Genomic DNA, 25488 nt, shown 5'->3' with positions numbered 1-25488 from the left:
GCCGATGCCAGCGGATCGCGAATGACCGATTCCACCATGACCACGGCCGTCCGCAAGGCCGATGCGATAACACCGGCGCTCTTCGCCGTCGCCATCTTCACATCCGCCTCGCTCGTTTTTGTCGTCCAGCCGATGGTGAGCAAGCTGGTCCTGCCGATGCTGGGCGGATCACCTTCTGTCTGGAACACCTCGATGGTCTTCTTCCAGACCGCGTTGTTGATCGGGTACGGCTACGCCCATCTGCTGCAACGCATCCGATCATTGAAATTGCAGGCGATCATCCACCTGGGCCTGCTGTCGGCGGCGGCGCTGTTTCTGCCGCTGCAGATCACCGGCGTTCTGGGGGAGCCCGCCTCCTCAGCGCCTAATGTCTGGCTTCTGGCGACCCTAGCTCTATCGGTCGGAGCGCCCTTTTCCATCCTGTCCGCCACAGCGCCGCTGCTCCAGGCCTGGTACGCACGTGTCCGCGCCGATCATGCTGACGGTCAGAATCCCTATGTTCTGTACGCAGCTTCCAATCTCGGCAGCTTCCTGGCCCTCCTCGCCTATCCGGCGCTCCTCGAACCTCTGATGTCCCTTTCGGTTCAGCGGACAAGCTGGACCGGCGGCTATGGCCTGTTCGTCATTCTGGTGATGGCCCTCGCCGCCCTGATCTGGCGTCGTCGGGTTCAGAATGCTCCCGAGCCCGCCCCGCTCGCCCCCAGCGCCCCGATCCCATGGCGTGAGAAGGGCGTTCTGGTCCTGCTGGCAGCCGCTCCGTCCAGTCTGATGCTGGGCGTCACCGCTCATCTTTCAACGGATGTCGCTTCGGCGCCCTTCCTCTGGGTCGCGCCGCTGGCGCTCTACCTGCTCACCTTCGTCATCGCTTTCCAGATACGACCATGGATCAACCTGACCACGACTCTGGTGATCCAGGCCGCGCTTGGCGCCATTGTCGTCAGCCTGGTGGGCATGAACACCGGCGAGTGGCTGCTGCTGCTTCTGGTGCATCTGGCGGCCTTCTTCTTCACCGCCCTGATGTGCCATCAGCGATTGGCCGCGCGACGCCCGGCCCCTGATCGTCTGACCGAGTTCTACCTGCTTCTGTCGCTGGGCGGCGTGGTCGGCGGCGTTTTCAACGCCCTGATTGCTCCGACCATCTTCAATGTGGTCTGGGAATATCCCCTGATCATGGTTCTGGTCGGTCTTGCCCGCCCCTGGGGCGAAGGCGCCCTTACGCGCCGCGAAATCACCATCCTGCTGCTGGGGATCGCCATCGCCGCCGCTCCGCCGGTGATCCTCGAGATCATGCGTTACAATCTCGAGTTCCGCGCCCTGCTCAGTGACCAGGCGCGACTGCAAATGGTGCAATTGGTCCTCGGTGGAGCGGCGATATGCGCCTTCCTGGTCCGTGATCGCGCGGTCCTGTTCACCATCATCATCGCCGTCATCACCCTGTCCGCCCATCACGTCGGTCGTGGCTATGACTGGAGCCTGACCGAGCGCAGCTTCTTCGGGGTCATGCGGGTGGCGGTCACGCGCGACGACGGCATGGGCGGCGACGTCCATGTCCTGATGCATGGCACCACCCTGCACGGTGCCCAGGCCCGCGCCCCCGGATTCGCGTGCAGCCCGACCATGTACTACGCCACCGCCACGCCCTTGGGTCAGGCGGCGCAGCGCATTCAGGCCCGCACGCCGGCGGCGAAGATCGGCATTGTGGGTCAGGGCTCAGGCGCCATGGCCGCCTACAAGCGCGCCGAGGATGAAATGACCTTCTTCGAGATCGACCCCATGGTGGATCGCGTGTCGCGTGATCCATCCTGGTTCACCTATATCTCGCATTGCGCCGACGGCCCGATCCGCACCGTTCTGGGCGACGCGCGCCTGACCATGGCCAAAGAAGCGCCGGGCACCTACGACCTGCTGGTCATCGACGCCTTCTCGTCCGACGCCGTGCCGACCCATCTGCTGACGGTCGAGGCCATTCAGGGCTATCTCAAACTGCTGAAGCCCGACGGCGTGGTGGTGTTGCACCTGTCGAACCGCAACCTCGAGATCACCATGCCGGCCGTCGCCGCCGCCCGTCAGTTGGGCGCGGCCGACCTGCATCAGATCTACATCGAACAGCCGAACGCGCCGGAAATGTCCGAGGCCTCGACCGAGGCCCTGGCCATCTCGCCGACCGCCGAAGGTCTGGCCGACTTCAAGGGCGACGGCCGCTGGCGCAAGCTGGCGCCAACCGAGGTGCGCCCCTGGACCGACGACTACGTCAACCTGTTCGGCGCACTGATCCGCCAGATGAAGGGGCGGGGTTAGGCCGCCCCCGCCACCCGCGCCAGATCGGCGGTGATCCGCTCGGCGACCTTCAGACGGTCGTCGGGCGTAGGCCATTCGCCCTTCACCACGATCTTCTGATCCGGGCGAATCTTCCAGAAGGCCTGGTTCTTCTGGATCAGGCCCACCAGCCCCATCGGGTTGGGGAAGCTATTGTTGCGCAGGGTCAGAACCGCGCCCTTGGGCCCGATGTCGATCTTTTCAATCGAGGCCGTGCGGCAGTTGGCCTTGATGCCGACGATCCGCAGAAGCTGCTGCGCCTCGTCCGGCAGCGGGCCGAAGCGGTCAATCAGTTCGGCCGCCATGGCCTCGCGATCCTCCATCTTCTCGGCGTCCGACAGACGACGATAGAGGCTCAGGCGAACGTTCAGGTCTGGAACGTAAGTCTCTGGAATCAGAACCGCCGCGCCGACGTTGATGGACGGCGACCAGCCTCGGTCGGCCACTTCCTCGCCCTGTTCGCGCAGTTCGGCGACAGCGTCCTCCAGCATCTGCTGATACAGCTCGACCCCGACCTCGCGGATGTGGCCCGACTGCTCGTCGCCTAGCAGATTGCCGCCGCCGCGCTGGTCCAGGTCGTGGCTGGCCAGCTGGAAGCCGGCGCCCAGATTGTCCAGCGACTGCAATACCTGCAGACGCCGCTCGGCCGACAGGCTCAAGGGTCGCTTGGGATCGGTCGTCAGATAGGCGAAGGCCCGCGCCTTGGACCGGCCGATGCGGCCCCGGATCTGGTGCAGCTGGGCCAGACCGAACATGTCAGCGCGGTGCACGATCAAGGTATTGGCCGTCGGAATGTCGATGCCGCTCTCGACGATGGTGGTCGAGACCAGGACGTCGTACTGCCCGTCGTAGAAGGCGCTCATCACCTCCTCCAGCTGGGTCGGGCTCATCTGGCCGTGGCCGACGACGAACTTCACCTCGGGGACCTGCTCGCGCAGGAACTTCTCGATGTCCGGCAGTTCCTTCAGGCGCGGCGCGACGTAATAGGCCTGACCGCCGCGATATTTCTCGCGCAGCAGGGCTTCGCGCACCAGCACCGGGTCCCAGGGCGTGACATAGGTCCGTACTGCCAGACGATCGACCGGCGGGGTGGCGATGATCGACATCTCGCGGATGCCCGACAGCGCCATCTGCAAGGTGCGCGGGATCGGCGTCGCCGTCAGCGTCAGCAGGTGAACATCGGCCCGCAGGGACTTCAGCTTCTCCTTGTGCTTGACGCCGAAGTGCTGCTCCTCGTCGACGATCACCAGGCCCAGATCCTTGAACCCGACCTGCTCGGCCAGAACCGCATGGGTGCCCACGACGATCTCGAACGTCCCGTCCTTCAGGCCCGCGCGCGTCTCGTTGGCGTCCTTGGCCGTGACCATCCGCGACAGATGGCGCACCGTGATCGGCCAGCCGGCGAAGCGTTCGGAGAAGGTCTTGAAATGCTGGCGCGCGAGCAAGGTCGTCGGGCAGACGATAGCTACCTGCTGGCCGCTCATGGCCACCACGAAGGCGGCGCGCAGGGCCACCTCGGTCTTGCCGAAGCCGACGTCGCCGCAGATCAGGCGATCCATCGGCGTGCCCTTGCCCAGGTCTTCCAGCACGTCGCCGATGGCGTTCAACTGGTCGTCCGTCTCCTCGTAGGGGAAGCGGGCGCAGAATTCGTCGAACAGGCCGGACGGCGGCGTGATGGCGTCGGAGACGCGCAGCGCCCGTTTGGCGGCCAGGGCGATCAACCCCTCGGCCATGGCGCGCAGGCGTTCTTTTGCTTTCGCCTTGCGCGCCTGCCAGCCGGCGCCGCCCAGACGGTCCAGCTGAACCCCGTCGGCGTCGGTGCCGTAGCGGGTCAGAAGGTCAATGTTTTCAACTGGCAAGTAAAGTTTGCTGTCACCGGCGTAGAGCAGTTCCAGGCAGTCGTGCGGCGCCTCCTGAATCTCCAGCGTCTTCAGGCCCTCATAGCGCCCGATGCCGTGATCCAGGTGGACGACCAGATCGCCCGCCGTCAGGGCCGAGGCCTCCGCGAGGAAGTTGGAGGCCCGGCGCTTGCGCTTGGGCCGCGCCAGCCGATCGCCCAGGATATCGGTCTCGGAAATGACCGCGACTTCATCTGTGACGAAACCATGCTCGACCGGCAGGACGGCGCGCAGATAGATGTCCTTCGGCGCCGCCAGAACATCGTCCCAGTCGCGCACCGGCAGGACATGGGTCAGGCCGTGGTCGCCCAGCATGGCCGCCAGACGCTCGGCCGAGCCTTCGGTCCAAGAGGCGAACAGGACACGCTTGCCCTGCCCCTTCAACGTCTCGGCGTGCTGGGCCACGGCGGCGAACAGGTTGACGCTGTCCTGCGAGCGCTCGGCGGCGAAACTGCGCCCCAGACGGCCGCCGGCGTCCTCGCCCGATCCGCCCGACAGCGGCGACAGGCGGCGCACGGCCCGACCGGCCAGGGCGCTGTTCCAGTCGCCCTCGTCCAGATAGAGGCTCTGCGGCGCCGGGGCGCGATAGGCCGCGCCGCCCTTGCCCTTGGCGGCCTCCTTGCGCGCCTCATAGGCGTCGGCGGTCAGGCTCCAGCGCTCGGCGCGGGCCTGCTCCACCTGACTGTCGAGGAAGACCGGGGCCGTATCTGGCAGGAAGTCGAACAGGGTGTCCAGTCGGTCGTAGAAGAGCGGCAGCCAGTGCTCCAGCCCCTGACGACGCGCCCCCTCGCTGACAGCGGCGTACATGGGCTCGTCGCCCGCCGCGCCGAAGAGGTTCAGATAGCCGCTGCGGAAGCGCGAAATGCTTTCGGCGTCCAGCAGGACTTCGGACACCGGCAGCAGGGCGACCTGTTTCAGCTGTTTGGTCGAGCGCTGGGTTTCGGGATCAAAGGCGCGGATGGATTCCAGTTCGCTGCCGAACAGGTCCAGACGCACGGGCTCGTCAAAGCCCGGCGGAAAGACGTCGATGACGCCGCCGCGAATGGCGTACTCGCCGCGTTCCGACACGGTCGAGGCGCGCACATAGCCGTTGGCCGCGACGTAGCGCTCCAGCGCCGTCGTATCCAGATCACGACCAACCTTGGCCTCGAATCCGGCTCCGGTCACAGCCTGGCGCGGCGGCGTGCGCTGAGTGGCGGCGGCGACAGTGGCGATGACCAGCAGCGGCTTGGCCTCCGACGGATCGCGCTGGGCCAGCCGGGTCAGGGTCGCCATTCGCTGGGCCGCGACCGAAGCCGTCGGGCTCAGCCGGTCGTAAGGCAGACAATCCCAGGCCGGATATTCAAGAACTTCAATATCCTTGGCGAAGAAGTTCAGCGCCAGAACGAAATTGCCGGAGCGCTGATAGTCCCGCGCGACCAACAGGCCGACGCCGCCCTGCGCCTTTAGCCGTTCGGCGACGACCAGCGCATCCAGTCCCTCGGGCGCGCCGCCCAGTTCGACGTCACGCCGCGCCATCGCCTCACTCATCAACCGATACCCTTGGCCACTTCCGCCGCGACGTGTTCGCGCATGAATGCCCGAATGCGCGCCAGCATCGGCCCGTCGAACTCGGGCGGGGTCGGCTCCTTCTCGATGATCCAGGCATAGAGGTACTGGTCCTCCTCGTTCAGAAGGTGCTCCAGCTGATCCAGCTCGGCATCGTCCATCGACGGGCCGATCTGGTCGACGAACGGCCCCAGCACCATGTCGGCTTCGCGGAAACCGCGTCGCCAGGCGCGGTAGGCGATCCGGCCGAGTCGTTGTTTCCGGGCGTCCTCTGGACGTGCATCAATATCGGCCACGCGGTTCCTTGCCCGGTCCGTTCATGTGAAGAGTTGGATCAGATAGCGTTCCCGTTCCGTTTTCGCCAGCTATGCTGAGGCTAATGCGGCCCGAGATTCTCTTTCCCCTGTTCGCGGACGTCTCCACCCTGAGGGGCGTGGGGCCCCGAAGCGCGCCCCTGGTGCAGAAACTGGCGGGTCCGCTGGTGCGCGACGTGCTGTTCCTGTCGCCGTCCGGCATCATCCAGCGCCGCCGCACGACCGCCGCCGCCGCCGTCGAGGGCGAGATCGGCGTCTTCGAGGTCGTGATCGACCGGCTGATCCCGCCGCACAAGATCGGCGCTCCGTTCAAGATGCGGGCGTCCGACGAGACCGGCTTCGTCCACCTGATCTGGTTCGCCGGATCGCCGCGCCATATCGAAAGCCTGGCCCCGCGCGGCGAACGGCGGCTGGTGACCGGCAAGGTCGAGAGCTTTAACAACGAGGTGCAGATCGCGCACCCCGACTACATCCTGCCGCTGGAGAAGGCGGACGAGATACCCCTGTCCGAACCCGTCTATCCGGCGACGCAGGGCCTGACGTCGCGGGTGGTCAGGAAGCTGGCGCAGGGCGCGCTGGCCGCTGCTCCAGACTTGGCCGAGTGGCAGGACGCCGCATGGCTGTCGGCGCGGCGCTGGTCCGGCTGGCGCGCGGCGCTGGAAGCCCTGCATGCCCCGACCTCGGACATGGACCTGACGCCCGAGGCCCCGGCGCGTCAGCGCCTGGCCTATGACGAGCTGTTCGCACACCAACTGGCCCTGGCCCGTCGCCGTCGGACCCGCCATGCCACGCCCGCCCCCCGCATCGCGCCGGGCGAGGCCTCAGAGCGGATGCTCGCCGCCCTTCCCTTCACCCTGACCGGCGCCCAGTCTCGCGCCATTGAGGAAATCCGCACCGACCTGGCGTCCGGCGAGCAGATGGGCCGTCTGCTGCAGGGCGACGTGGGATCGGGCAAGACCGCTGTCGCGGCCCTTGCATTGGCCGACGCGGCGTCCAGCGGCTTCCAGTCCGCCCTGATGGCCCCGACCGAAATCCTGGCCCGCCAGCACTATCAGCGGCTGGCGCCGATGCTGGAGGAAGCTGGCGTCTCAACCGTCCTCCTGACCGGCCGCGACACTCAGGCCGAACGCCGTCAGCGCCTCGCAGCCCTGGCCTCGGGCGAAGCCCAGGTCGCCATCGGCACCCACGCCCTGTTCCAGGATGCGGTGCAGTTCAGCCGACTGGCCCTGGCCGTCATCGACGAACAGCACCGTTTCGGCGTCAACGAGCGTCAGCGGCTTCAGGCCAAGGGCGATCCCGCCATCGGCGGCGTCCACCTGCTGACCATGTCGGCCACCCCCATCCCGCGCACGCTGGAACTGACCCAGTACGGCGAGCTGGAAGTCAGCCGCCTGATGGAAAAACCGCCGGGCCGCACCCCCGTCGCCACCGCCGTCCTGCCGCTGGTTCGCATCGGCGAGGTGGCCAAACGGCTGAAGGCGGCGATCGACAGCGGGGCTCAGGCCTACTGGATCTGCCCATTGGTGGCCGAGTCCGAAGCCATCGACCTGGCCGCTGCCGAGGAACGCGCCAACGATCTGCGCCGCATCCTTCAGGTCGAGGTCGGCCTGGCCCACGGCCAAATGCCCGGCGCCGAGCGCGAGGCGGTGATGGCCGAGTTCGCCGAGGGGCGCATTCCCCTGCTGGTCGCCACCACGGTCGTCGAGGTGGGCGTGGACGTGCCCAACGCCTCGATCATGGTCATCGAACACGCCGACCGCTTCGGCCTGGCCCAGCTTCACCAGTTGCGCGGCCGCGTCGGACGCGGCGCCAAGTCCAGTTCCTGCATCCTGTTGTACGGCGGCCAGGACGGCGCGCTGGGCGAGACCGCGCGCGAACGTCTGGAGACCCTGCGACGCACCGAAGATGGGTTCGAAATCGCCGAGGAAGACTTCCGCCTGCGTGGCGGCGGCGACCCCCTGGGCCTGAAGCAGAGCGGCTTTCCCGCCTACCGCTTCGCCGATCCCATCAAGCATCGTTCGTTGATGCTGGCGGCCTCCGACGACGCTCGCCTGGTCCTAAGTCGCGATCCAGACCTGACCAGCCCGCGCGGCGAGGCCATCCGCGTCCTGGAAGCGCTGTTCGACTGGCGGACCGACCGACCAGGGGTGGATTAGAAGCCGACGGCCTGCTTCAGCGTCGCGCGCACACGGTCCGCCGCGATCTCCCCGATCCGTCCCAATTCGGACGGACGACGAACAACCGATCTTTCGCCTTCGGGAGAAGAATAGGCCCCCTCGCGACGCTGGGTGATGTCCGAGACATCGTCCGCCTGGACCGCCAACTGCGGCTGACACAACCGAACCCTGAAACGTCGCCCGATTTCCCGACGCATCCAGCGATCGATGGCTCGCTCGCGAGCCACCCACCCCCAGACATTGGCCTCACTGGGCAACTGGGCGATGAGCCAGTCCCTCAGAGGTTCGGTGACAGCATAGGCATGGGTGTCCAGGCCGCCGTGAATGGGCATGGTTCCACCGACGGCCTCCGCCGCCACGCCTATCGGTTCGCGACACCCGAGATAGAGGAGGTCCCAGTCCGTTGTGGAAAGAACAGCCGCCAGCGCGCCTGAATCGCCGGCAGGAAGGGCGTCGTCTTCCATGACAAGGATACGCTTCCATCCACGCCTGCGCGCCTCACGCATCGCCCGTGCGTGCGACAGGGTGCACCCCGCACGCCCCGCCCAGGTTCGATCCCGCTTGCGACCACGGAACCACGGGGCCTGACCGAAGCCAGGCAGCAGCTGACCGTCGCTGGCCGACAGACGGACAACCCGATCCCAGGGGAGGTGATCACGCCAAACCTCCTGAAAAACCGCCCAACGATCAGGACGACGATCCAGGTTCACGACGATGACCCCATCAACGCCCCAGACCGTATTCACGCCTTCAAGTCCCACGTGCTTTTTCCCAGGCGTTGATTCGATTGAGGACATCAGCCTCGATGTCCGCAAAGAAGAGATTGAAAGAGGGTATCTTGCGGCGATCGGCCCAGGATCCCTGGGCGCGGAAGGACTCCGAGTTCAGCGGCGAACGCCACAGGATGCCGCCTCGACATTGCCCCGCCACGATCCGTCCCTGGAAGGCTGGTCGAGCCCCCCATTCCAAATTGGTGGCGTTCGTGGCGCCCCGGCTGTCCCGCATGGCGGATATGGGCGCGTTCACAGACCCGGTCACAGGATTGACGCAGGCGGTCGGCGCCTCTTCCGCCCCGACCATGGCGCCACGCTCATCCCAGACCAGGGCTCGACGCAAGACACGCTTGGCCTCTGTATCGTCCCCCTCTTCGACAGATTTCCACGCCAGAGCGCAACCAACAGACTCCCGTCTGGCGCAAAGCGGAAGCTCCCCAAAGCGCTCCGCCGCGATTACGCCTTCCATGAGGTAGGCGGCCACAAGTCGTTGTTTCAATGCGGGGTCTCTGATCACACGATCATGGATGAGCCGGTCAACCAGGTCCGCCCCCTGCTCCACGCCGACAAGAACGATCGGACCGTCCGGGTGGGTTTGAAGCCAGCGGGTGAAGGCGGCGTCTATGTCGCCATAGGCGAAAGCTCGCGACTCCCGCGCATCTTCCCGCAGGGTCAAACGCGTATAGAGGCTGGCCTGCCGATAGCGCGGTGCGCTTACATCTCCGGCGCGTGCGAACGGCCCCGCATAGTTGGGCAAGACTCGACGACGCAGATCAGTTGCGGCGTCACGATGATCGATCGGACCATTCCAGTCGCCGCCGCCCTCGTAGGTTGTCGAGTGCACGAAGAAGACATGAGCAGAGGCCGCTCCGGCCGCGCGGGCATCACGCAACGCCCAGGCGGAATCCAGCCGGTAGTCCGGCGGCGGCGGCGGATCATAGGTCTGGAACGGCACCTGGGGGTCCAGTCCAGCCTTGAGAATATCACCTCTCCAGACCGCTACGGCGGCCACCAGAATGAAGACCAGCACAAATCCCGCGTAGCCGACCCACTGGCGCAAGGTCAGGCTGGGCATCCTCATCGATAGGCGTCCGTCTGGGCCAGGAAGTCCTGGACGTAGCGGCGCACGCCTTCCTCCAGCGGCGTCGACTGGCCACTGTAGCCGAGGGCGCGGATGCGATCCATGCTGGCCTCGGTGAAGTACTGATAGCGGTCGCGGATCGCCTCGGGCATGTCCACATAGGCGATGGACGGCTCCTTGCCCGCCGCCGCGAAAGTGGCCCGCGCCAGGTCGGCGAAGGAACGCGCCTGGCCCGATCCGGCGTTGAAAACGCCCGAGATGTCCTCGCGCTCCAGCAGCCACAGGATGATGTTCACCACGTCGTCGACGAAGACGAAGTCGCGCAGTTGGCCGCCGTCGGGATAGTTGGGGTTGTGCGAACGGAACAGGCTGACCGTCTCGCCCGCCTGCACCTTGGGCCAGATCTGGGCGACGACCGACTTCATGCCGCCCTTGTGGCCCTCGTTCGGGCCATAAACGTTGAAGAACTTCAGCCCGGCCCACTGGGGCGGCGCTTCGCCTCGATCCGCCTGACGCACGGCATATTGGTCGAACAGGTATTTCGAATAGCCATAGGCGTTTAGTGGGCGCAGCGCATTCAGGCTGTCAGGATCGTCTCGATCCTCAAACCCCGTCTCGCCGTCGCCATAGGTGGCGGCCGAGGAGGCGTAGATCATCCGCACGTTCCGCACCGCGCACCAATCCCAGATGTCGCGCGACAGGCTGAAATTGGTGCGCAGGATCAGGTCGGCGTCCGGCTCGGTCGTCGAGGAGATGGCGCCCATGTGGATCACCGCCTCGATGCGGTCGGCGTGGCGCTCCAGCTGCTCGAACAGCTCTTCGGGCGCCCACAGATCGGCGATGGGGTGTTTGGCGATGTTCTTCCACTTGGCGAGATCGGCCGTCTCCAGCCGGTCGCAGACGACCACGTCCCAGGCGCCGCTCTCGCACATGCGGGCGACGATGTTGGAGCCGATGAAGCCCGCACCGCCGGTGACGACAATCATGCGCGGCGTCATGCCTTGTCCCCGGTCATCTTCTCAATCGTCTTCGTGGTCGAATAGCCATCGGCGAAGTCGGCCAGACGGACCACGCCGCCCCAGCTTTCGACCTCGGCCGCCCCGACCACCTTGTCCTTGGTGTAATCCGAGCCCTTGATCAGCACGTCGGGCCTCAGCCGCTCGATCAGGGCGATGGGCGTCGGGTCGTCGAAGGCGGTGACGCGATCGACGCTGGCCAGGCCGCCGATGACGGCGGCGCGGCTGTCCAGATCATTGACGGGGCGGCCCTCGCCCTTCAGGCGGCGTACCGAGGCGTCGGTGTTCAGCGCCACCACCAGCCGATCGCACCAGCCGCGCGCCTGGCTCAGATAGGCGACATGACCGCGATGCAGGATGTCGAAGCAGCCGTTGGTGAAGCCGACCTTAAGCCCCTGACGCTTCCACGCCTCGACCTGATCGGCCAGCTCGTCCAGCGGCGTGACCTTGGATTGGGCCAGGGCCGCATGCTGGCTCATCTCGGCCTCGATCAGTTCGGCAGGCGTGACGACGGCGGTGCCGCTCTTACCCACGACAACGCCGGAAGCCAGGATGGCGAACTGCACCGCCTGTTCCAGCGTCGTGCCTGCGCCCAGCGCGAGGCCCAGCGCGGCGAGGCAGGTGTCGCCTGCGCCTGACACGTCGAACACTTCACGCGCCCGACCGGGGAAGTGGGTGACGCCGCCGCCTCTGCGCGCCAGGGTCATGCCCTTGCCGGCGCGGGTGACGATGACGGCCTTAGCCGTCGTGGCGTCCAGCAGGGCGGCCAGCGCCGCCTCGACCTGTTCGTCGGTCTCGGTCGGCAGGCCGGTGGCGCCCGCCAGTTCGCTGGCGTTCGGCTTGATGACGTCGACCGCGCCATAGCGGGCGAAGTCGCGGCCCTTGGGATCGACGATGACCGGCGCGCCGTATTCGGCCCCGGCCCACAGCGCCGCCTGAATGGCGCCGTCGTCCACCACGCCCTTGGCGTAGTCAGACAGTAGGATGGCGCCCGCACCCTGGAACACCGCCTTGTCGGTATAGCCGGAATGGGGCGCGGCCTCGTCGTCCAGCCGCAGCAGTTGCTGACCAGCGGCGACGAAGCGCGTCTTGACGATGGTGGCGGCGCCTTCGGGACGGATCAGGGCGTCCTCGATCCGATCCTCGGCGGCGATCAGATCGGCCAGTTCGGCGCCCGCCGCGTCATCGCCCGCCACGGCGCCCAGACGAGCCTGACCGCCCAGGGCCGCGACATTGCGGGCGACATTGCCCACGCCGCCGGGCATGGCCACGGTGCGGCGCGCGCGCAGGACGGGGATCGGCGCCTCGGGCGAGATACGGCTGACCTCACCATAGACATAGCGATCCAGCATCAGATCGCCGACGCAGGCGACCTTCAGGTCGCGCACGCGCTCAAGCAGGGACTGCAGGGCGCCGAGATCAAGAGAACGTTCAGCCATGACGCCGAACTAGCGGATTCACGCCGCCTTCGCCATCGGCCCCTTGTGACCCAGCTTGATGGCCAGGTCGTCGAAGGCGATCAGTTCGGCGGCCAGGGCCTCGAACTGGCTCAGCGGCACCATGTTCGGGCCGTCCGACGGGGCGTTGTCCGGGTCTTCGTGCGTCTCCATGAAGACGGCGTCGACGCCGACCGAGACGGCGGCGCGGGCCAGCACCGGCACGAACTCGCGCTGGCCGCCCGAGGAGGTGCCCTGCCCGCCCGGCTGCTGGACGCTGTGGGTCGCATCGAAGACGATCGGGCAGCCGATTTCGCGCATGATGGGCAGCGAGCGCATGTCGCTGACCAGGGTATTGTAGCCGAAGCTGGCGCCGCGTTCGCAGGCCATGACGTTGGGGTTGCCCGCGCCCGTGACCTTGGCGATGACGTTCTTCATGTCCCAGGGGGCCAGGAACTGACCCTTCTTGATGTTGATCGCCTTGCCCGTGGCGGCGGCGGCCAGCAGCAGGTCGGTCTGACGCGACAGGAAGGCCGGAATCTGCAGCACGTCCACGACCTCTCCGACCGGGCCGCACTGGGCCTCGGAGTGGACGTCGGTCAGGGTCGGCAGGCCGGTGACTTCGCGGATTTCGGCGAAGATCGGCAGGGCGTCCTTCAGGCCGATGCCGCGCGCGGCGCTGGCGCTGGTGCGGTTCGCCTTGTCGAAGCTGGTCTTGTAGATGATGCCGAGGTTCAGGCGCTCGCCGATCTCCTTCAGCGCATGGGCCGTCTCCAGCGCGTGCTGGCGGCTTTCCATCTGGCAAGGGCCGGCGATGAAGACGATGCGGGCGCCGCCGCCGATGACGACGGGCTTCTTGAGGCCTTCGGACAGGGTGATGACAGCGTTCGGAGAGGTCACGGCGGCGCTTTCGACTGGTTTCAACGGCGGTTCGCGAGCCTATGCCGCGAATTCAAGGCGGACAGGTGGCGTCGCAGACGCATTTGCGCAACCTACCCGCCGACTCAGCCCCTGACCACCAGCGGCGTGATCATGGTAACCTGACGGCATGACCCAGACCGCGCCAGTCGCCAGCCCCCTGATCTCGACCGAAGCCCTGGCGGCGACACAGCGGAGCGGAGCCGACTTGCGCATCATCGACGCCAGCTGGTGGCTGGACGGGCGTGACGCGCGCGCGGACTTCGAGCGCGAGCGGCTGCCGGGCGCCGTCTTCTTCGACCTGGACGCCCTGTCCGATCGCAACAGTCCCTACCCGCACATGCTGCCGGCGCCCCAGGCCTTCGCCGAAGCCATGGGGGCGCTGGGCGTCAGCGAGACGGATGACATCATCGTCTATGACGCACAGGGCCTCTTTTCGGCGGCGCGTGTCCGATGGACGTTGCGGATCATGGGCGCCCGTCGCGTTCGGGTTCTGGACGGCGGCTTGCCGAAATGGCGCGCAGAAGGTCGCCCCCTTGAACAGGGGCCCCTCGGCTCGCAACAGACCGCGATCTTCCACCCGACCTTCGAGCGCGACCATGTCGTCGATCTGGAGCAGGTCAGACAGGCCCTGGCCGACTCGGTTCAAGTCGTGGACGCACGCGGCGCACCGCGCTTTCTCGGCGCCGCGCCCGAACCGCGCGCGGGCGTTCGATCGGGTCACATGCCGGGCGCGCTCAGCCTGCCCTTCGGCAAGGTGCTTGAGGCGGATGGAACCCTGAAACGCGGCGCCGCGCTGGAAGCGGCCTTCCTCGAGGCGGGCGTCGACCTGAACCGCCCCGTCATCACCAGCTGCGGGTCAGGCGTGACCGCCGCCATTCTCAGCCTGGGCCTGGAGGTGCTGGGGCGGCCGTCGCGGCTATATGACGGCTCCTGGGCCGAGTGGGGCGCCCGCCCGGACACACCCGTCGAAGTGAACTAGGCCTCAGGCCGAAGCGGGAAGCGCAGCGTCCGTATCCTCCTCACCGCGCGACACCACGGTCGCGACGACCAGATCGCCGGTCACGTTCAGCGTGGTGCGGCACATGTCCAGGAAGCGATCGACGCCCAGGATCAGACCTATGCCCTCCGGCGGCACGCCCACCATGGCCAGGATCATGGCGATGACCGGCAAGCTGCCCGCCGGCACGCCCGCCGTACCGACCCCGCCCAGAATGCAGACCAGCATGACGATGAACTGCTGACCCAGGCTCAGGTCCACCCCGAAAAATTGAGCGAGGAACAGCACTGTCACGCCCTCGAACAGGGCCGTGCCGTTCTGGTTGGCCGTGGCCCCGACGGTCAGGACAAAGCGGGCGATCTTGCGCGGCAGGCCCAGGTTCTGTTCGGCCACACGCAGCGACACCGGCAGGCTGGCGTTGGATGATGCGGTCGAGAAGGAGACCACCATGGCCTCGCGAATGTCCCGAAAGAACTTCAGCGGCGACATGCCCCCCAGGGTGGCGATGCAGATCGGATAGACCACGAACATGTGGATCGCCATCGCGCCCACGGCGACAGCGACAAAAGCCGCCAGACGTAGCAACAGATCCCAGCCGAACAGGGCCGCTAGATTGAACATCAGACACGCGATGGCGATGGGCGCCAGTCGGATGACCAGGTTGATGAGCTTCATCATGACCTCGAACACGCCCTCGATGGTCTTCTGCAGGCTCTCAGTCGCCGGCCCACGCGCCAGCACCAGCCCGATCCCGAACATCAGGGCGAAGACCATGACCGGCAGAATTTCGTTCTGCGCCGCCGCCGTGAAGACGTTGGACGGCACAAGATCGAGGAAGAAGTCGCCTGCCCGCACCGAATCCGGCGCGCTGCCGACGATGGAGGCCGCGCCGCTGCGCCCCTGCTCCAGCAACTGCTGCGCCAGCGCCGGATCAACACCGTCCCCCGGACGAAAGACATTGACCATGACAAGGCCGATGATCACGGCCACGGCGGAAATGAAGACGGTGAACAGCAGGCTCTTGGTCCCGGCCCGCCCCAGCGTCTTCAGGTCGCCCATCTCCGCCACGCCGACCACCAGGGCCGAGAACAGCAAGGGCAGAACCAGCATGAACAGAAGACGCAGAAATATCTGCCCCGCCGGCCCGGTGATGTTCGCCGTCAGCCACTGAACCCAGGGCGCGTCCCCGCCGATCGTCAGGTTGACCATGAGCCCGCCTGTCAGACCGACCATAAAGCCGATCAACATCAAGACGTGCAGCGGAAGCTTCGTTCTGGTCGTCGCGGTCATGCGTCCCCCCGATCCGGCGACCAGCCGACGCCCTATCGGATCGGCAGGGCGTAGATCAGGCCGCTGGGCCGCGCGCTCCATTGCGCATTCAGGCCCCTGGCCAGATTCAGCGCCGATTGCTGGCCAAGGTTCCGCTCGAATATCTCGCCATAGTTGCCGCCCGCCGCGATGGCGTCCCGCGCCCAAGTGCGGGGCAGGCCCAGAGACGGGCCGAACTCGCCCTCCTCGCCCAGCAGGCGACGCGTGCGCGGCTCCTGACTGTCGCGCGTCAGAGCGGCGACATTAGCCTTGGTCACGCCCAGCTCCTCGCCCAGGATCAAGGCGTTCAACGTCCAGCGGATCACAGCCGTCCACTGGTCATCGCCGCGACGCACGACCGGTCCCAGCGGCTCCTTGGAGATCACATCCGGAAGAATGGCGTGCTGCTGCGGATTGGCCAGGGTCGTCCGCGCCGCCGCCAGCGCGGAAATGTCGGCGGTAAAGGCGTCGCATTCTTCGCGCGCATAGGCCTGACGGGCCTCTTCCTCGGTCTTGACCATGACAGGGCGGAACTCGATTCCGCGCGTGCGGAAATAGTCCTCGACGTTCAGTTCGGTGGTCGAGCCGGTCTGTACGCAGATGCGGGCGCCGTTCAGCTCGGACGCGCTGTTCAGGTTCAGGGCGCGACGGACCAGGAAGCCCTGGCCGTCATAATAGTTGATGCCGGCGAAGCTCAATTCCCCGCCGGTGTCGCGGCTCATCGTCCAGGAGGTATTGCGCCACAGAACGTCCACACGCCCGTCGCGCAGAGCCTCGAATCTCAACTCGGCGGTCAGGGGCACGAACCGCACCGCGTCCGGGTCGCCAAAGATGGCCGCCGCCGTCGCCCGGCAGAAGTCGACGTCAAAGCCGCGCCAGGCTCCACGATTGTCGGTGAAGGCGAACCCCACCAAGCCCTGATTGACGCCGCAGTTCAGATGACCGCGCTGCCTGATGGCCGCCAGCGTCGGACTGGTCACATCAGCCGGCATGGTCGTCGTGGGACGCGAGGTCGGCGTCGTCTCGGCGTGATCGGTCCTGGCCCGCCGTTCACAGGCCGCCGTCGCCAGCAGCAACGCCAGCGATATTCCCGCCACGATCTTCGACGCCCGCATTCCGGCACCCTCTCCAGCTTGCGCCCCCGCCTTCTTTAGAGCCCTCTAGAGCCAGAACCGCAACCCGCCGGAGCCGTCATGCCTCGCCTTTCCGATCGCACCCGTCTGATCGCCTCCGCCACGCGACGCGGCCAGGGACGGCGGCCGGTCAATCCGCCGATCGAGCGCGCCTCGACCATGCTCAGCGACGATCCGGCCTCCATGCAGGATGCGACGCCCGGCCCGATCTATGGCCTGGACGGCACCAGCGCCGCCCACGCGCTTCGCGCCGCCCTGGGCGATCTGGAGGGCGCCAGCGACGCCTTCCTGGTCCCATCGGGACTGGCGGCCGTCACCGTCCCCCTGCTGGCCCTGCTACGCCCCGGCGACGAGGTGGTGACCAGCGACGCCGTCTACGGCCCCACCCGGCGCTTCCTGACCCGCCACCTGGCTCCGCGTGGAATCGCCACGCGATTCCATCCGGCGGACGCCTCGACAGCGGACATCCTGGCCCTGTGCAGCGAGCGGACCCGCGTCCTGCTGATCGAATCTCCCTCCTCCCTGACGTTCGAAATCGTCGAGGTTTCGGCTCTGGCCGCCGCCTGCCGGCCGCGCGGCGTGCTGACGGTGATGGACAACACCTGGGCGGCGGGCCTGGCCTTCCGCCCTCTGGAGCAGGGCGTCGATGTCAGCGTCCAGGCCGTGACCAAATACGTCGCGGGACATTCCGACCTGCTGATGGGCGCCGTCGCGGTACAGGACCGCGAAGTCGCCCGGACCATCCTCCACACGATCGAGGACATGGGCTGGCACGTCTCGCCCGACGACGCCTGGCTGGCCCTGCGGGGTCTGCGCACGCTGCCGCTACGCTACAACGAAGCGCTCAAGTCCGCGCTTCTGGTCGCCGAATGGCTGCAGGTCCAGCCAGAGGTCGAGCGCGTCCTCTTCCCGCCCCTGCCCGGCTCGGTCGGCCATGACCTGTGGCGGCGTGACTATTCAGGCGGCGCGGCCCTGATGGGAGTCGTTACGAAGGGCGGCGACAAAGCCTCGGCCCACGCACTGATGAGCGCGCTCAGTCTGTTCGGCATGGGCTATTCCTGGGGCGGCTTCGAAAGCCTGATCACCCATGAAACCCCGCAACTGGCGCACCGTCTGCACAAACCCGACCTGCCCGGTCAGCTGCTGCGCCTGCACATAGGGCTTGAGGATCCGCAGGACCTGATCGCGGACCTGAAAAATGGTCTGGAAGCATGGCGCGCCCTGCAGGACTCGAACCTGCAACATCCCGCTTAGAAGGCGGGTGCTCTATCCGGTTGAGCTAAGGGCGCCTCGGCCAGGGCCGCAGCAAGAAGACCCTAGTGGGTCCAGGATTGCTTGCGGTTGGTGGCGAAATTGTCAGCGTAGGCCTTGAGGATCAGCGGCGCTTCATTGGGTTCGTGCAGACGGAAGGCGATGCCGTGACGCTCGGCGTATTCGACCGCTTCTTCCTTGGTCTCAAAAGTCAGACGAACCTGGCCGTTCATGTCGGTGGTGCTGGTCCAGCCGGTCAACGGGTCCTGCGTGCGCGCCGAAGCCGGTTCGAACTCCAGACGCCAGTCGTTGGACTTGGCCTTGCCCGACTGCATCGCGGTCTTGGCCGGGCGATAGATGCGAGCGAGCATGGGCGGAATCCTTCGGCGACTGGTCTTGGCCGGGTCCATAACCCGCCCTCGTCGCCCGGTCCAGCCGTCGCCGTGACTTCAGGCGGCCAGAGTGCTGGAACCGGCGTCGATCCAGCGACGCGCGGCGCGCTGGGCCTCGGCGATCTCGTCGTGCTCCATCTCCTGGCTCAGATCGCGGCGATACTCGCGCGCCTCGACCGACCCCTTCATGGCCGCCAGGTTGAAGATCATGTGGGCTGAAACCCGGTCCATCGGGCAACCGTCCAGACCGGCCGAATAGGCCAGTCCCAGTCGAAACAGGGCATCCCCGTCCATATCGACGGTCGGCAGCGGCAAGGCTGCGGTTTCCATAGCCTCGGGCGCGGTTTCATGCGCGGTCATAGCCAGTCCTCCGGGCGTCGGTCGTTCTGACCCTGCCGTTCGAACCGCATTCAAATACCGTCGGTTTGAAATTAGAGTTAACGCGCCCGCTGACCGAAAAGCACGCCGCGCGCCGCCTCGGCCGCCCTGCCCGACGCCGCCAGATTGCTCCGCCATTCTTCGCCGATCGCCCGACCTGTCTTGACCGCGGGCCGCGCGCCGACCCTTTCCCTCCAGGCGGCCAGATACGGAAACTCGGTCAGGTCCTGCCCCTGATGCCCCGGCAAAATCCACGGCCAGATCGCCATGTCGGCGATGGAATAATCGCCTGCGACATAGTCCCGGTCCGCCAGGCGCTGGTTCAGCACGCCGTAAAGACGGTGCGTCTCATTGGTGTAGCGGTTCACGCCATAGGCGATCTGACGCTGATCCCTGACCATGGCTGGCGCGTACTGGCGGAAATGATGCGTCTGACCCGCCATCGGTCCCAGGCCGCCGACCTGCCAGAACAGCCACTGATCGACCTCGACCCGAGCCCGCACGTCGGTTGGATAGAAGCGCCCTGACTTCGTGCCCAGATATTGCAGGATCGCGCCGGACTCGAAGATCGACAGCGGCTGACCGTCGGGCCCTTCGGGGTCGACGATGGCCGGCATCCGTCCATTGGGACTGATGGCCTGAAACGGCGCCGCGAACTGCTCGCCGGCGCCGATGTTCACCGGTTTGATCACATAGGGGACGCCCATCTCCTCCAGAGCGATGGAGATCTTCCAGCCGTTAGGCGTAGGCCAGTACCAGAGCTCGATGGGCTGGATCATCGCTGTCGTCTCCATACGCCGCGGGCGTCTAGACATGGTGCGGTCCGAATGAACAGGCAAGGCTGAAACCTGACATGGCCATTCAGCCGGAGTTCATGCGCCGGGACCGACCTTGCCCGCCTGTTCAACGGGCGGTCCGCAACTTCCTTCGGCGCCCAGACCACGGAGACATGCAGATGAACCGCCTCACCAAGGCCGCCATCGTCGCCCTGGCGCTGACCACCACGGCCGCGCCGCTGGCGGCTCAGGCCCAGAACCGGGATCACCGCGAATATCGCCAGGAGCGACGCGATGATCGCCGGGACCACAGGGACGACCGTCGCGAATGGCGTCAGGATCGTCGTGATGATCGCCGGGAATGGCGCCAGGACCGACGCGATGATCGACGCGACTGGCGACAGGATCAGCGCCGCGCCGACCGCTGGGATCGCAACAACCGCGACTGGTGGCGTGGACGGCCCGAGTTCCGCGACTATCGCGGCGCCCGCAACGGCTACTGGTATGCGCCTGGCCGCGGCTACTACCGCGTCGATCCACGCTATCAGAGCTATCGCTGGCGTCAGGGCGGCTACCTGCCCTCGGCCTATCGCGGCTACTATGTGAACGATCCCTATTATTACGGTTTGCGTCCGGCTCCGCGCGGCTATCGCTATGTCCACGCCAACAACGACATCCTGCTGATCGCGGTCGCCACCGGCCTGATCGCCAGCGTCCTGCACGACGTCTACTAGACGCCCGCGCAGGATTGAGATCGGCCCCGCAAAGCACAGCTTTGCGGGGCTTTTCTCTGGGTTTCTGCAGATTTCCATCAATCAGCGTTCAGCCATGGTTCATGGCGCCCGCGTCATTCTGATGATCAAGCCGCCTCTCTCGGCGTGCGAGGAAGAAGACCATGAAACGTTCTCTGATGGTGTTCACGGCCATCGCCAGCTTCGCCCTTCCGGCCCTCGCGCCGGTGGCGACCCTGGCGCAATCGCGAGAAGCCCGGGCGGAAGACGGACCGCGCGCCGAACGGCCGCAACGTCGCGTGGAACGCAATGATCGGGTTCAGCAACGCGAACCGCGCCCCGAGATCCAGCGGCCGCAACCTCGCCCCGAGCGCCCTGCACGTCCGGACGCCGCGCGACCTGATCGGCCGACACGACCGACGGACCAGGGTCGTCCGCAAACCCCGCGTCCGGAACAGCCGAACCGCCCCAGCCGTCCCGAACGTCCCGACGTGCGGCCGGATCGGCCTGGCTCGCAGCAACCCGGCCGCCCGAACCGCCCGGAGGGAAACCGTCCCGATCGTCCCAGCCGGCCAGACTGGAACCGCCCGGACAGACCTGATCGACCTGATGGGAACAGACCAGATCGTCCGAACCGTCCGGATCGACCCAACCGGCCGGACAGACCGGATCGGCCGGATCGCCCCCACAGACCTGACCGCCCGAACTGGAACCACGACCGGGATTATCGCGACTTCCACAATCGCTGGAACCGCGATCAGTGGCGACGCGACTGGGATCGCCGTCACCGCAGCGACTGGTGGCGCCATGACAACCGCTTCCGGGGCTGGAACGGCGTGCGGCTCGGCTTCTATTTCGCACCGGGCTACGGCTACTACAGCGTGCCCCGGACCTACTGGAACCGCCAGTACTACGTCGGCCAGTACCTGCCGGACATCTTCTGGCGCTATCAGGTCAACGACTGGCGGACCTACGGCCTCGGCTATCCGCCTCCAGGGACCCGCTGGGTCTATGTCGACAACGCGATCTACCTGATCGACGAGTACGACGGCTACATCATCGAAGTCGTCCGCGACGCCTGGAACTGGTAGCCTAGGCCGAAACAAAGAGGCCCCGGAGAGCGATCTCCGGGGCCTCTTCTTATAGCATCTGACTTTTAATCAGTGTGTCCTACAAACCCAGCTTGGCCTTCAGGATGTCGTTGACGGCGGCGGGGTTGGCCTTGCCGCCCGTGGCCTTCATGACCTGACCGACGAACCAGCCGAGCGCCTGGGGCTTCTCGGCGACGGCGGCGGCCTTGTCCGGGTTGGCGGCGATGATGTCGTCGACGGCCTTCTCGATGGCGCCGGTGTCGGTCACCTGCTTCAGGCCGTGCTTCTCGACCACCTCGGCGGGGCTGCCCTCGCCGTTCCAGACGTAGTCGAAGACCTCCTTGGCGATCTTGGACGAGATGACATTGGTCTCGATCAGCTCAACCAGCTGGGCCACGTGCGCGGCGGGCAGCGGGTTGTCGCTGAAGTCCTTGCCGTCGGCCGTCAGACGCGCCGAGACCTCGTTGGTGACCCAGTTGGACACCAGCTTGGCGTCGCGCCCCTTGGCGGCGGCCTCGAAGTAGTCGGCCTTGGCCTGCTCCGAAATCAGCACCACGGCGTCGTATTGCGACAGGCCGTAGTCGGCCATCAGGCGGCGGCGCTTCTCGTCCGGCAGTTCCGGCAGGTTGGCCTTGATCTCGTCGATCCACGCCTGCTCGATCTCGAGCGGCAGCAGGTCGGGGTCGGGGAAGTAGCGATAATCCATCGCCTCTTCCTTGGAACGCATCGAACGCGTCTCGCCCGCCGTCGGATCATAGAGGCGGGTTTCCTGAATGATCGAACCGCCGTCCTCAAGGATCTCGATCTGGCGGCGCGCCTCGTAGTTGATCGCCTGAGAAATGAAGCGGAACGAGTTGACGTTCTTGATCTCGCAGCGCGTGCCCAGGAAGCCGAAATCGCCCGTTTCCTTGAACTTGTCGTAGTTGCCGACGCGGCAGACCGACACGTTGACGTCGGCGCGCAGGTTGCCCTTCTCCATGTCGCCGTCGCAGGTGCCGAGATAGATCAGGATGGTCCGGATCTTCTTGACGTAGGCGACCGCCTGCTCCGGCGACCGGATGTCGGGGCGCGAGACGATCTCCATCAGCGCCGTGCCGGCCCGGTTCAGGTCGACGTAGGATTCCGTCGGCGACAGGTCGTGGATCAGCTTGCCCGCGTCCTGCTCAAGGTGCAGGCGCTCGATGCCGACGTTGAAGAAGCTGCCGTCCTCGGCCTCGACCTCGACCACGCCCTCGCCCACGATCGGGTGATACAGCTGGCTTATCTGATAGCCGGTCGGCAGGTCGGGATAGAAGTAGTTCTTGCGGTCGAACTGGCTCTTCAGATTGATCTGCGCCTTCAGGCCCAGACCCGACTTCACCGCCTGCTCGACGCAATGCCTGTTCAGGGTCGGCAGCATGCCCGGGAAGCCGGCGTCGACCAGCGACACCTGCTCGTTCGGACCCGCGCCGAAGCCGACGGCCGCGCCCGAGAACAGCTTGGCGTTCGACGCCACCTGGGCGTGGATCTCCAGCCCCATGACGATTTCCCAGTCGCCAGTGCGACCTTTGATCACTGTTTTGTTCTCAGACATGCTCACCACCACTTGGCCGGTTTGGCGACGAAACCGGCGGAGTCTTCCAGTGCGGCCGCGACCTGGAAGACGGTCGCCTCATCAAGGGCCTTGCCGATGACCTGAAGGCCGAGCGGCAGACCGTCGCTGCTTAGACCTGCGGGCACCGAGATGCCCGGCAGACCGGCCAGATTGGTCGTCACCGTGAAGACGTCGTTCAGATACATGGTCAGCGGGTCGATCTGCTTGTCGCCCAGCTTGAACGCCGCCGTCGGGGTCGACGGGGTCAGGATGGCGTCCACCTTGCCCCAGACGTTGTCGAAGTCCTCGGCGATGCGGCGACGCACCTTCAGCGCCTTGACGTAGTAGGCGTCATAGAAGCCGGCCGACAGCACATAGGTGCCGATGGTCAGGCGGCGCTGGACCTCCTTGCCGAAGCCCTCGGCGCGCGAGGCGGCGTAGAGGTCGTCCAGCGACGAGAAGTCTTCGGCGCGATGGCCGAAACGCATGCCGTCATAGCGGGCCAGGTTTGACGAGGCCTCGGCCGGGGCCACGATATAATAGGCCGGCAGGGCGTATTTGGTGTGCGGCAGGCTGATCTCGACGATCTCGCAGCCTGCGACCTTCAGCCACTCGACGCCCTGTTGCCACAGCGCCTTGATCTCTTCGGACATGCCGTCGATCAGGTATTCCGCCGGGACGCCGATGCGCAGGCCCTTGACCGACTGGCCGACCGACTGGGTCCAGTCCGGCGTCGGGATGTCGAGGCTGGTCGAGTCCTTGGCGTCGAACGAGCACATGGACTTCAGCAGGATGGCGGCGTCGGTCACCGTCTTGGTGATCGGTCCAGCCTGATCCAGCGACGAGGCGAAGGCCACCATGCCGAAACGGCTGGCGCGGCCATAGGTGGGCTTGATGCCGACCGTGCCGGTAAAGGCGGCGGGCTGGCGGATCGAACCGCCGGTGTCCGAGGCCGTCGCGGCCAGGCACAGGTCGGAAGCCACGGCCGAGGCCGAACCGCCCGACGAACCGCCCGGCGTCAGTTCGGCGTCCGAACCCTTGACCTTCCACGGGTTCTTCACCGGCCCAAAGGCCGAGGTCTCGTTGGCCGAGCCCATGGCGAACTCGTCCATGTTGAGCTTGCCCAGCATGACCGCGCCGTCGCGCCACAGATTGGCGGTGACGGTGGATTCATAGGGCGGCACAAAGCCGCGCAGCATGTTCGAGCCGGCCGTTGTCTGCACGCCCTCCGTGCAGAACAGGTCCTTGATGCCCAGCGGCGCGCCTTCCAGGTCGCCGCCCTCACCCTTGGCCAGTTTGGCGTCGGAGGCGCGCGCCTGTTCCAGCGCCTTGTCCGCCGTCACTTCGACATAGGCGTTCAGGCTCGGGTTCGACGCCTCGATGTTCGTCAGGAAGGCGCGGGTCAGCTCTTCCGACGAGAAGGTCCTGGCCTTCAGGCCGTCGACGGCGTCCTTGAGCGTAAGCTTGGTCAGATCGGTCATGGCTTAATCGACCACCTTGGGCACGACGAAGAAGCCATCGGCCGACTTCGGGGCGTTCGACAGGACTGCATCCACCTTGGCGCCGTCGGTGACGACGTCTTCGCGCAGACGCAGGGGCTGGGCGACGTTGGAGGTCATCGGCTCGACACCCTGCACGTCCACCTCGTTCAGCTGTTCGATCCAGTTCAGGATGCCGTTCAGCTCCTGGGCCAGCGGCTCCAGGCGGTCCTCGGGGGTCTTGATGCGGGCGAGGTGGGCGACACGCCTCACCGTCGCGGCGTCGATAGCCATGGAAATCTCCGAAATTCATCCAGCCGGGGCGCAAGGGAGTCGCCCAGACTGACTCCTGTCGTGGGTTAACCGCCCGATGCGGCTTCGACAAGCGTTCCGCATTGCAATATGGGGAAGCCGTGCCCGTATTCGACCTGACCGACCTGCCCGCCGCCTGCCTGCCCGACACCCCGTGGATCGGGCTGGATCTGGGCGAGAACACCATTGGCGTGGCGGTGTCCGACACTAGCCGCATGATCGCCAGCCCGCTGCAGCTGATCCGCAAGACCAAGTTCACCCAGGACGCCGAGCAGCTGATCAAGCTGATGAACGGCCGCAACGTCTCGGCCCTGATCATCGGCCTGCCGCTGAACATGGATGGAACCGAGGGCCCGCGCGCCCAGTCCTGCCGCGCCTTCGCCCGCAATCTGGAGCGGCTGCGCCCCGTCAACGTCGCCTTCCAGGACGAACGCCTGTCGACCACGGCGGTCGAGCGCTTCCTGATCGACGAGCTGGACCTGACGCGCAAGCGCCGCGCCGACGTCGTGGACCGCACCGCCGCCGCCTGGATTCTGCAGGGCGCGCTGGATCGTCTGCGCGCCTGACCTTCCCCTCGCGCAGAGTCGG

The 25488-nt window shown here is 66.4% G+C and carries 22 protein-coding genes and 1 tRNA gene; 7 read left to right on the top strand and 16 right to left on the bottom strand.

Going from position 1 to position 25488, the window contains the following annotated elements; translation table 11 throughout:
- Positions 1–21 precede the first annotated feature (21 nt).
- Entirely contained in the window at positions 22–2298 is a 2277-nt protein-coding gene (locus ACZ5XO_RS07625; protein WP_464164697.1) for a spermidine synthase, read from the top strand.
- Here ACZ5XO_RS07625 and mfd read toward each other — a convergent pair.
- The gene (mfd, locus tag ACZ5XO_RS07620) at positions 2295–5732 is read right to left on the bottom strand and encodes a transcription-repair coupling factor (RefSeq protein WP_464164695.1); all 3438 of its coding nucleotides are present in this window, start codon (positions 5730–5732) and stop codon (positions 2295–2297) included. The two genes, ACZ5XO_RS07625 and mfd, sit on opposite strands and share 4 nt — an antisense overlap.
- 11 nt (positions 5733–5743) lie before the next feature.
- Positions 5744–6058, bottom strand: a complete 315-nt coding sequence (locus ACZ5XO_RS07615) for an FAD assembly factor SdhE (protein ID WP_312782397.1) — start codon at positions 6056–6058, stop codon at positions 5744–5746.
- An 83-nt stretch (positions 6059–6141) separates the two neighbouring features.
- Here ACZ5XO_RS07615 and recG point away from each other — a divergent pair, with 83 nt between their 5' ends.
- Complete coding sequence (gene recG, locus ACZ5XO_RS07610; RefSeq protein ID WP_464164692.1) at positions 6142–8232, top strand: ATP-dependent DNA helicase RecG; 2091 nt, start codon at positions 6142–6144, stop codon at positions 8230–8232.
- Here the strand turns inward: recG and ACZ5XO_RS07605 are convergent.
- Genes ACZ5XO_RS07605 through kdsA form a run of 5 tightly spaced genes read right to left on the bottom strand, consistent with a single transcriptional unit; the run spans position 8229 to position 13483 of the window.
- Entirely contained in the window at positions 8229–9050 is an 822-nt protein-coding gene (locus ACZ5XO_RS07605; protein ID WP_464164690.1) for a hypothetical protein, read from the bottom strand. The two genes, recG and ACZ5XO_RS07605, sit on opposite strands and share 4 nt — an antisense overlap.
- The gene (locus ACZ5XO_RS07600; protein ID WP_464164688.1) at positions 9004–10101 is read right to left on the bottom strand and encodes a DUF3089 domain-containing protein; all 1098 of its coding nucleotides are present in this window, start codon (positions 10099–10101) and stop codon (positions 9004–9006) included. The genes ACZ5XO_RS07605 and ACZ5XO_RS07600 overlap by 47 nt, the downstream gene beginning before the upstream one ends.
- A 2-nt stretch (positions 10102–10103) precedes the next feature.
- Positions 10104–11105 (bottom strand): ADP-glyceromanno-heptose 6-epimerase, encoded by a 1002-nt coding sequence (gene rfaD, locus ACZ5XO_RS07595; protein ID WP_464164686.1) that lies wholly within the window; start codon positions 11103–11105, stop codon positions 10104–10106.
- Positions 11102–12562 (bottom strand): D-glycero-beta-D-manno-heptose 1-phosphate adenylyltransferase, encoded by a 1461-nt coding sequence (gene rfaE2 / locus ACZ5XO_RS07590; protein ID WP_464164684.1) that lies wholly within the window; start codon positions 12560–12562, stop codon positions 11102–11104. Before rfaE2 ends, rfaD begins: the two co-directional genes overlap by 4 nt.
- 18 nt (positions 12563–12580) lie before the next feature.
- The gene (kdsA, locus tag ACZ5XO_RS07585) at positions 12581–13483 is read right to left on the bottom strand and encodes a 3-deoxy-8-phosphooctulonate synthase (protein ID WP_464164682.1); all 903 of its coding nucleotides are present in this window, start codon (positions 13481–13483) and stop codon (positions 12581–12583) included.
- A 124-nt stretch (positions 13484–13607) separates the two neighbouring features.
- On the opposite strand from kdsA, the gene sseA reads away from it, so the two are divergent.
- Positions 13608–14459 carry a 3-mercaptopyruvate sulfurtransferase gene (sseA, locus tag ACZ5XO_RS07580; protein WP_464164680.1) on the top strand — a complete coding sequence of 284 codons (852 nt, stop codon included), beginning with the start codon at positions 13608–13610 and terminating at the stop codon, positions 14457–14459.
- A 3-nt stretch (positions 14460–14462) separates the two neighbouring features.
- On the opposite strand, the gene ACZ5XO_RS07575 is transcribed toward sseA, so the two are convergent.
- Positions 14463–15686 (bottom strand): dicarboxylate/amino acid:cation symporter, encoded by a 1224-nt coding sequence (locus tag ACZ5XO_RS07575; protein WP_464164678.1) that lies wholly within the window; start codon positions 15684–15686, stop codon positions 14463–14465.
- Positions 15687–15799: 113 nt separating this feature from the next.
- The gene (locus ACZ5XO_RS07570; protein ID WP_464164676.1) at positions 15800–16900 is read right to left on the bottom strand and encodes an amino acid ABC transporter substrate-binding protein; all 1101 of its coding nucleotides are present in this window, start codon (positions 16898–16900) and stop codon (positions 15800–15802) included.
- Positions 16901–16978: 78 nt separating this feature from the next.
- On the opposite strand from ACZ5XO_RS07570, the gene metC reads away from it, so the two are divergent.
- Positions 16979–18172, top strand: a complete 1194-nt coding sequence (metC, locus tag ACZ5XO_RS07565) for a cystathionine beta-lyase (RefSeq protein ID WP_464164876.1) — start codon at positions 16979–16981, stop codon at positions 18170–18172.
- Here metC and ACZ5XO_RS07560 read toward each other — a convergent pair.
- The 4 genes from ACZ5XO_RS07560 to ACZ5XO_RS07545 all read right to left on the bottom strand — a co-directional run bounded on the left by ACZ5XO_RS07560 (position 18131) and on the right by ACZ5XO_RS07545 (position 19718).
- Positions 18131–18207: transfer RNA gene (locus ACZ5XO_RS07560), tRNA-Arg, on the bottom strand. The two genes, metC and ACZ5XO_RS07560, sit on opposite strands and share 42 nt — an antisense overlap.
- Before the next feature lie 27 nt (positions 18208–18234).
- On the bottom strand, positions 18235–18540 hold the full coding sequence (locus ACZ5XO_RS07555) for an ETC complex I subunit (protein WP_464164674.1): 306 nt from the start codon (positions 18538–18540) through the stop codon (positions 18235–18237).
- Between the two features lie 78 nt (positions 18541–18618).
- On the bottom strand, positions 18619–18921 hold the full coding sequence (locus tag ACZ5XO_RS07550; protein WP_464164672.1) for a sel1 repeat family protein: 303 nt from the start codon (positions 18919–18921) through the stop codon (positions 18619–18621).
- Positions 18922–18998: 77 nt separating this feature from the next.
- A complete protein-coding gene (locus ACZ5XO_RS07545) occupies positions 18999–19718 on the bottom strand; it encodes a glutathione S-transferase N-terminal domain-containing protein (RefSeq protein WP_464164670.1) in 720 nt (239 codons plus the stop codon).
- Positions 19719–19894: 176 nt separating this feature from the next.
- Between ACZ5XO_RS07545 and ACZ5XO_RS07540 the strand changes: the two genes are divergently transcribed.
- Positions 19895–20449 (top strand): RcnB family protein, encoded by a 555-nt coding sequence (locus tag ACZ5XO_RS07540; RefSeq protein ID WP_464164668.1) that lies wholly within the window; start codon positions 19895–19897, stop codon positions 20447–20449.
- A 161-nt stretch (positions 20450–20610) separates the two neighbouring features.
- Entirely contained in the window at positions 20611–21537 is a 927-nt protein-coding gene (locus ACZ5XO_RS07535) for an RcnB family protein (protein ID WP_464164666.1), read from the top strand.
- A 79-nt stretch (positions 21538–21616) separates the two neighbouring features.
- Here the strand turns inward: ACZ5XO_RS07535 and gatB are convergent, their stop codons facing one another.
- From gatB to gatC, 3 genes are read right to left on the bottom strand one after another with little or no spacing between them, the layout of a single operon-like run.
- Entirely contained in the window at positions 21617–23110 is a 1494-nt protein-coding gene (gene gatB / locus ACZ5XO_RS07530; protein ID WP_464164664.1) for an Asp-tRNA(Asn)/Glu-tRNA(Gln) amidotransferase subunit GatB, read from the bottom strand.
- Positions 23111–23112: 2 nt separating this feature from the next.
- Positions 23113–24591, bottom strand: a complete 1479-nt coding sequence (gatA, locus tag ACZ5XO_RS07525; RefSeq protein ID WP_464164662.1) for an Asp-tRNA(Asn)/Glu-tRNA(Gln) amidotransferase subunit GatA — start codon at positions 24589–24591, stop codon at positions 23113–23115.
- Positions 24592–24594: 3 nt separating this feature from the next.
- Positions 24595–24882, bottom strand: a complete 288-nt coding sequence (gene gatC, locus ACZ5XO_RS07520) for an Asp-tRNA(Asn)/Glu-tRNA(Gln) amidotransferase subunit GatC (protein ID WP_207827071.1) — start codon at positions 24880–24882, stop codon at positions 24595–24597.
- 119 nt (positions 24883–25001) lie between these two features.
- On the opposite strand from gatC, the gene ruvX reads away from it, so the two are divergent.
- Positions 25002–25466: a Holliday junction resolvase RuvX gene (gene ruvX, locus ACZ5XO_RS07515; protein ID WP_464164658.1), complete on the top strand. Its 465-nt coding sequence runs from the start codon at positions 25002–25004 to the stop codon at positions 25464–25466.
- The last annotated feature ends 22 nt before the right edge of the window (positions 25467–25488 follow it).

The organism is Brevundimonas sp. T2-11 (assembly GCF_055397675.1).
This window is presented reverse-complemented; position numbering and strand designations above follow the sequence as displayed.

What these genes read in the sequence shown, in the direction of transcription:
- rfaE2 (WP_464164684.1), bottom strand. Translation starts at nt 12,562, where the DNA reads ATGGCTGAACGTTCTCTTGATCTCGGCGCCCTGCAGTCCCTGCTTGAG.
- ACZ5XO_RS07550 (WP_464164672.1), bottom strand. Translation starts at nt 18,921, where the DNA reads ATGACCGCGCATGAAACCGCGCCCGAGGCTATGGAAACCGCAGCCTTG.
- sseA (WP_464164680.1), top strand. Translation starts at nt 13,608, where the DNA reads ATGACCCAGACCGCGCCAGTCGCCAGCCCCCTGATCTCGACCGAAGCC.
- rfaD (WP_464164686.1), bottom strand. Translation starts at nt 11,105, where the DNA reads ATGACGCCGCGCATGATTGTCGTCACCGGCGGTGCGGGCTTCATCGGC.
- ACZ5XO_RS07570 (WP_464164676.1), bottom strand. Translation starts at nt 16,900, where the DNA reads ATGCGGGCGTCGAAGATCGTGGCGGGAATATCGCTGGCGTTGCTGCTG.
- metC (WP_464164876.1), top strand. Translation starts at nt 16,979, where the DNA reads ATGCCTCGCCTTTCCGATCGCACCCGTCTGATCGCCTCCGCCACGCGA.
- recG (WP_464164692.1), top strand. Translation starts at nt 6,142, where the DNA reads ATGCGGCCCGAGATTCTCTTTCCCCTGTTCGCGGACGTCTCCACCCTG.
- ACZ5XO_RS07575 (WP_464164678.1), bottom strand. Translation starts at nt 15,686, where the DNA reads ATGGTCAACCTGACGATCGGCGGGGACGCGCCCTGGGTTCAGTGGCTG.
- ACZ5XO_RS07600 (WP_464164688.1), bottom strand. Translation starts at nt 10,101, where the DNA reads ATGCCCAGCCTGACCTTGCGCCAGTGGGTCGGCTACGCGGGATTTGTG.
- ACZ5XO_RS07540 (WP_464164668.1), top strand. Translation starts at nt 19,895, where the DNA reads ATGAACCGCCTCACCAAGGCCGCCATCGTCGCCCTGGCGCTGACCACC.
- ACZ5XO_RS07545 (WP_464164670.1), bottom strand. Translation starts at nt 19,718, where the DNA reads ATGATCCAGCCCATCGAGCTCTGGTACTGGCCTACGCCTAACGGCTGG.
- gatA (WP_464164662.1), bottom strand. Translation starts at nt 24,591, where the DNA reads ATGACCGATCTGACCAAGCTTACGCTCAAGGACGCCGTCGACGGCCTG.
- ACZ5XO_RS07535 (WP_464164666.1), top strand. Translation starts at nt 20,611, where the DNA reads ATGAAACGTTCTCTGATGGTGTTCACGGCCATCGCCAGCTTCGCCCTT.
- ACZ5XO_RS07625 (WP_464164697.1), top strand. Translation starts at nt 22, where the DNA reads ATGACCGATTCCACCATGACCACGGCCGTCCGCAAGGCCGATGCGATA.
- gatC (WP_207827071.1), bottom strand. Translation starts at nt 24,882, where the DNA reads ATGGCTATCGACGCCGCGACGGTGAGGCGTGTCGCCCACCTCGCCCGC.
- ACZ5XO_RS07605 (WP_464164690.1), bottom strand. Translation starts at nt 9,050, where the DNA reads ATGTCCTCAATCGAATCAACGCCTGGGAAAAAGCACGTGGGACTTGAA.
- mfd (WP_464164695.1), bottom strand. Translation starts at nt 5,732, where the DNA reads ATGGCGCGGCGTGACGTCGAACTGGGCGGCGCGCCCGAGGGACTGGAT.
- gatB (WP_464164664.1), bottom strand. Translation starts at nt 23,110, where the DNA reads ATGTCTGAGAACAAAACAGTGATCAAAGGTCGCACTGGCGACTGGGAA.
- ACZ5XO_RS07555 (WP_464164674.1), bottom strand. Translation starts at nt 18,540, where the DNA reads ATGCTCGCTCGCATCTATCGCCCGGCCAAGACCGCGATGCAGTCGGGC.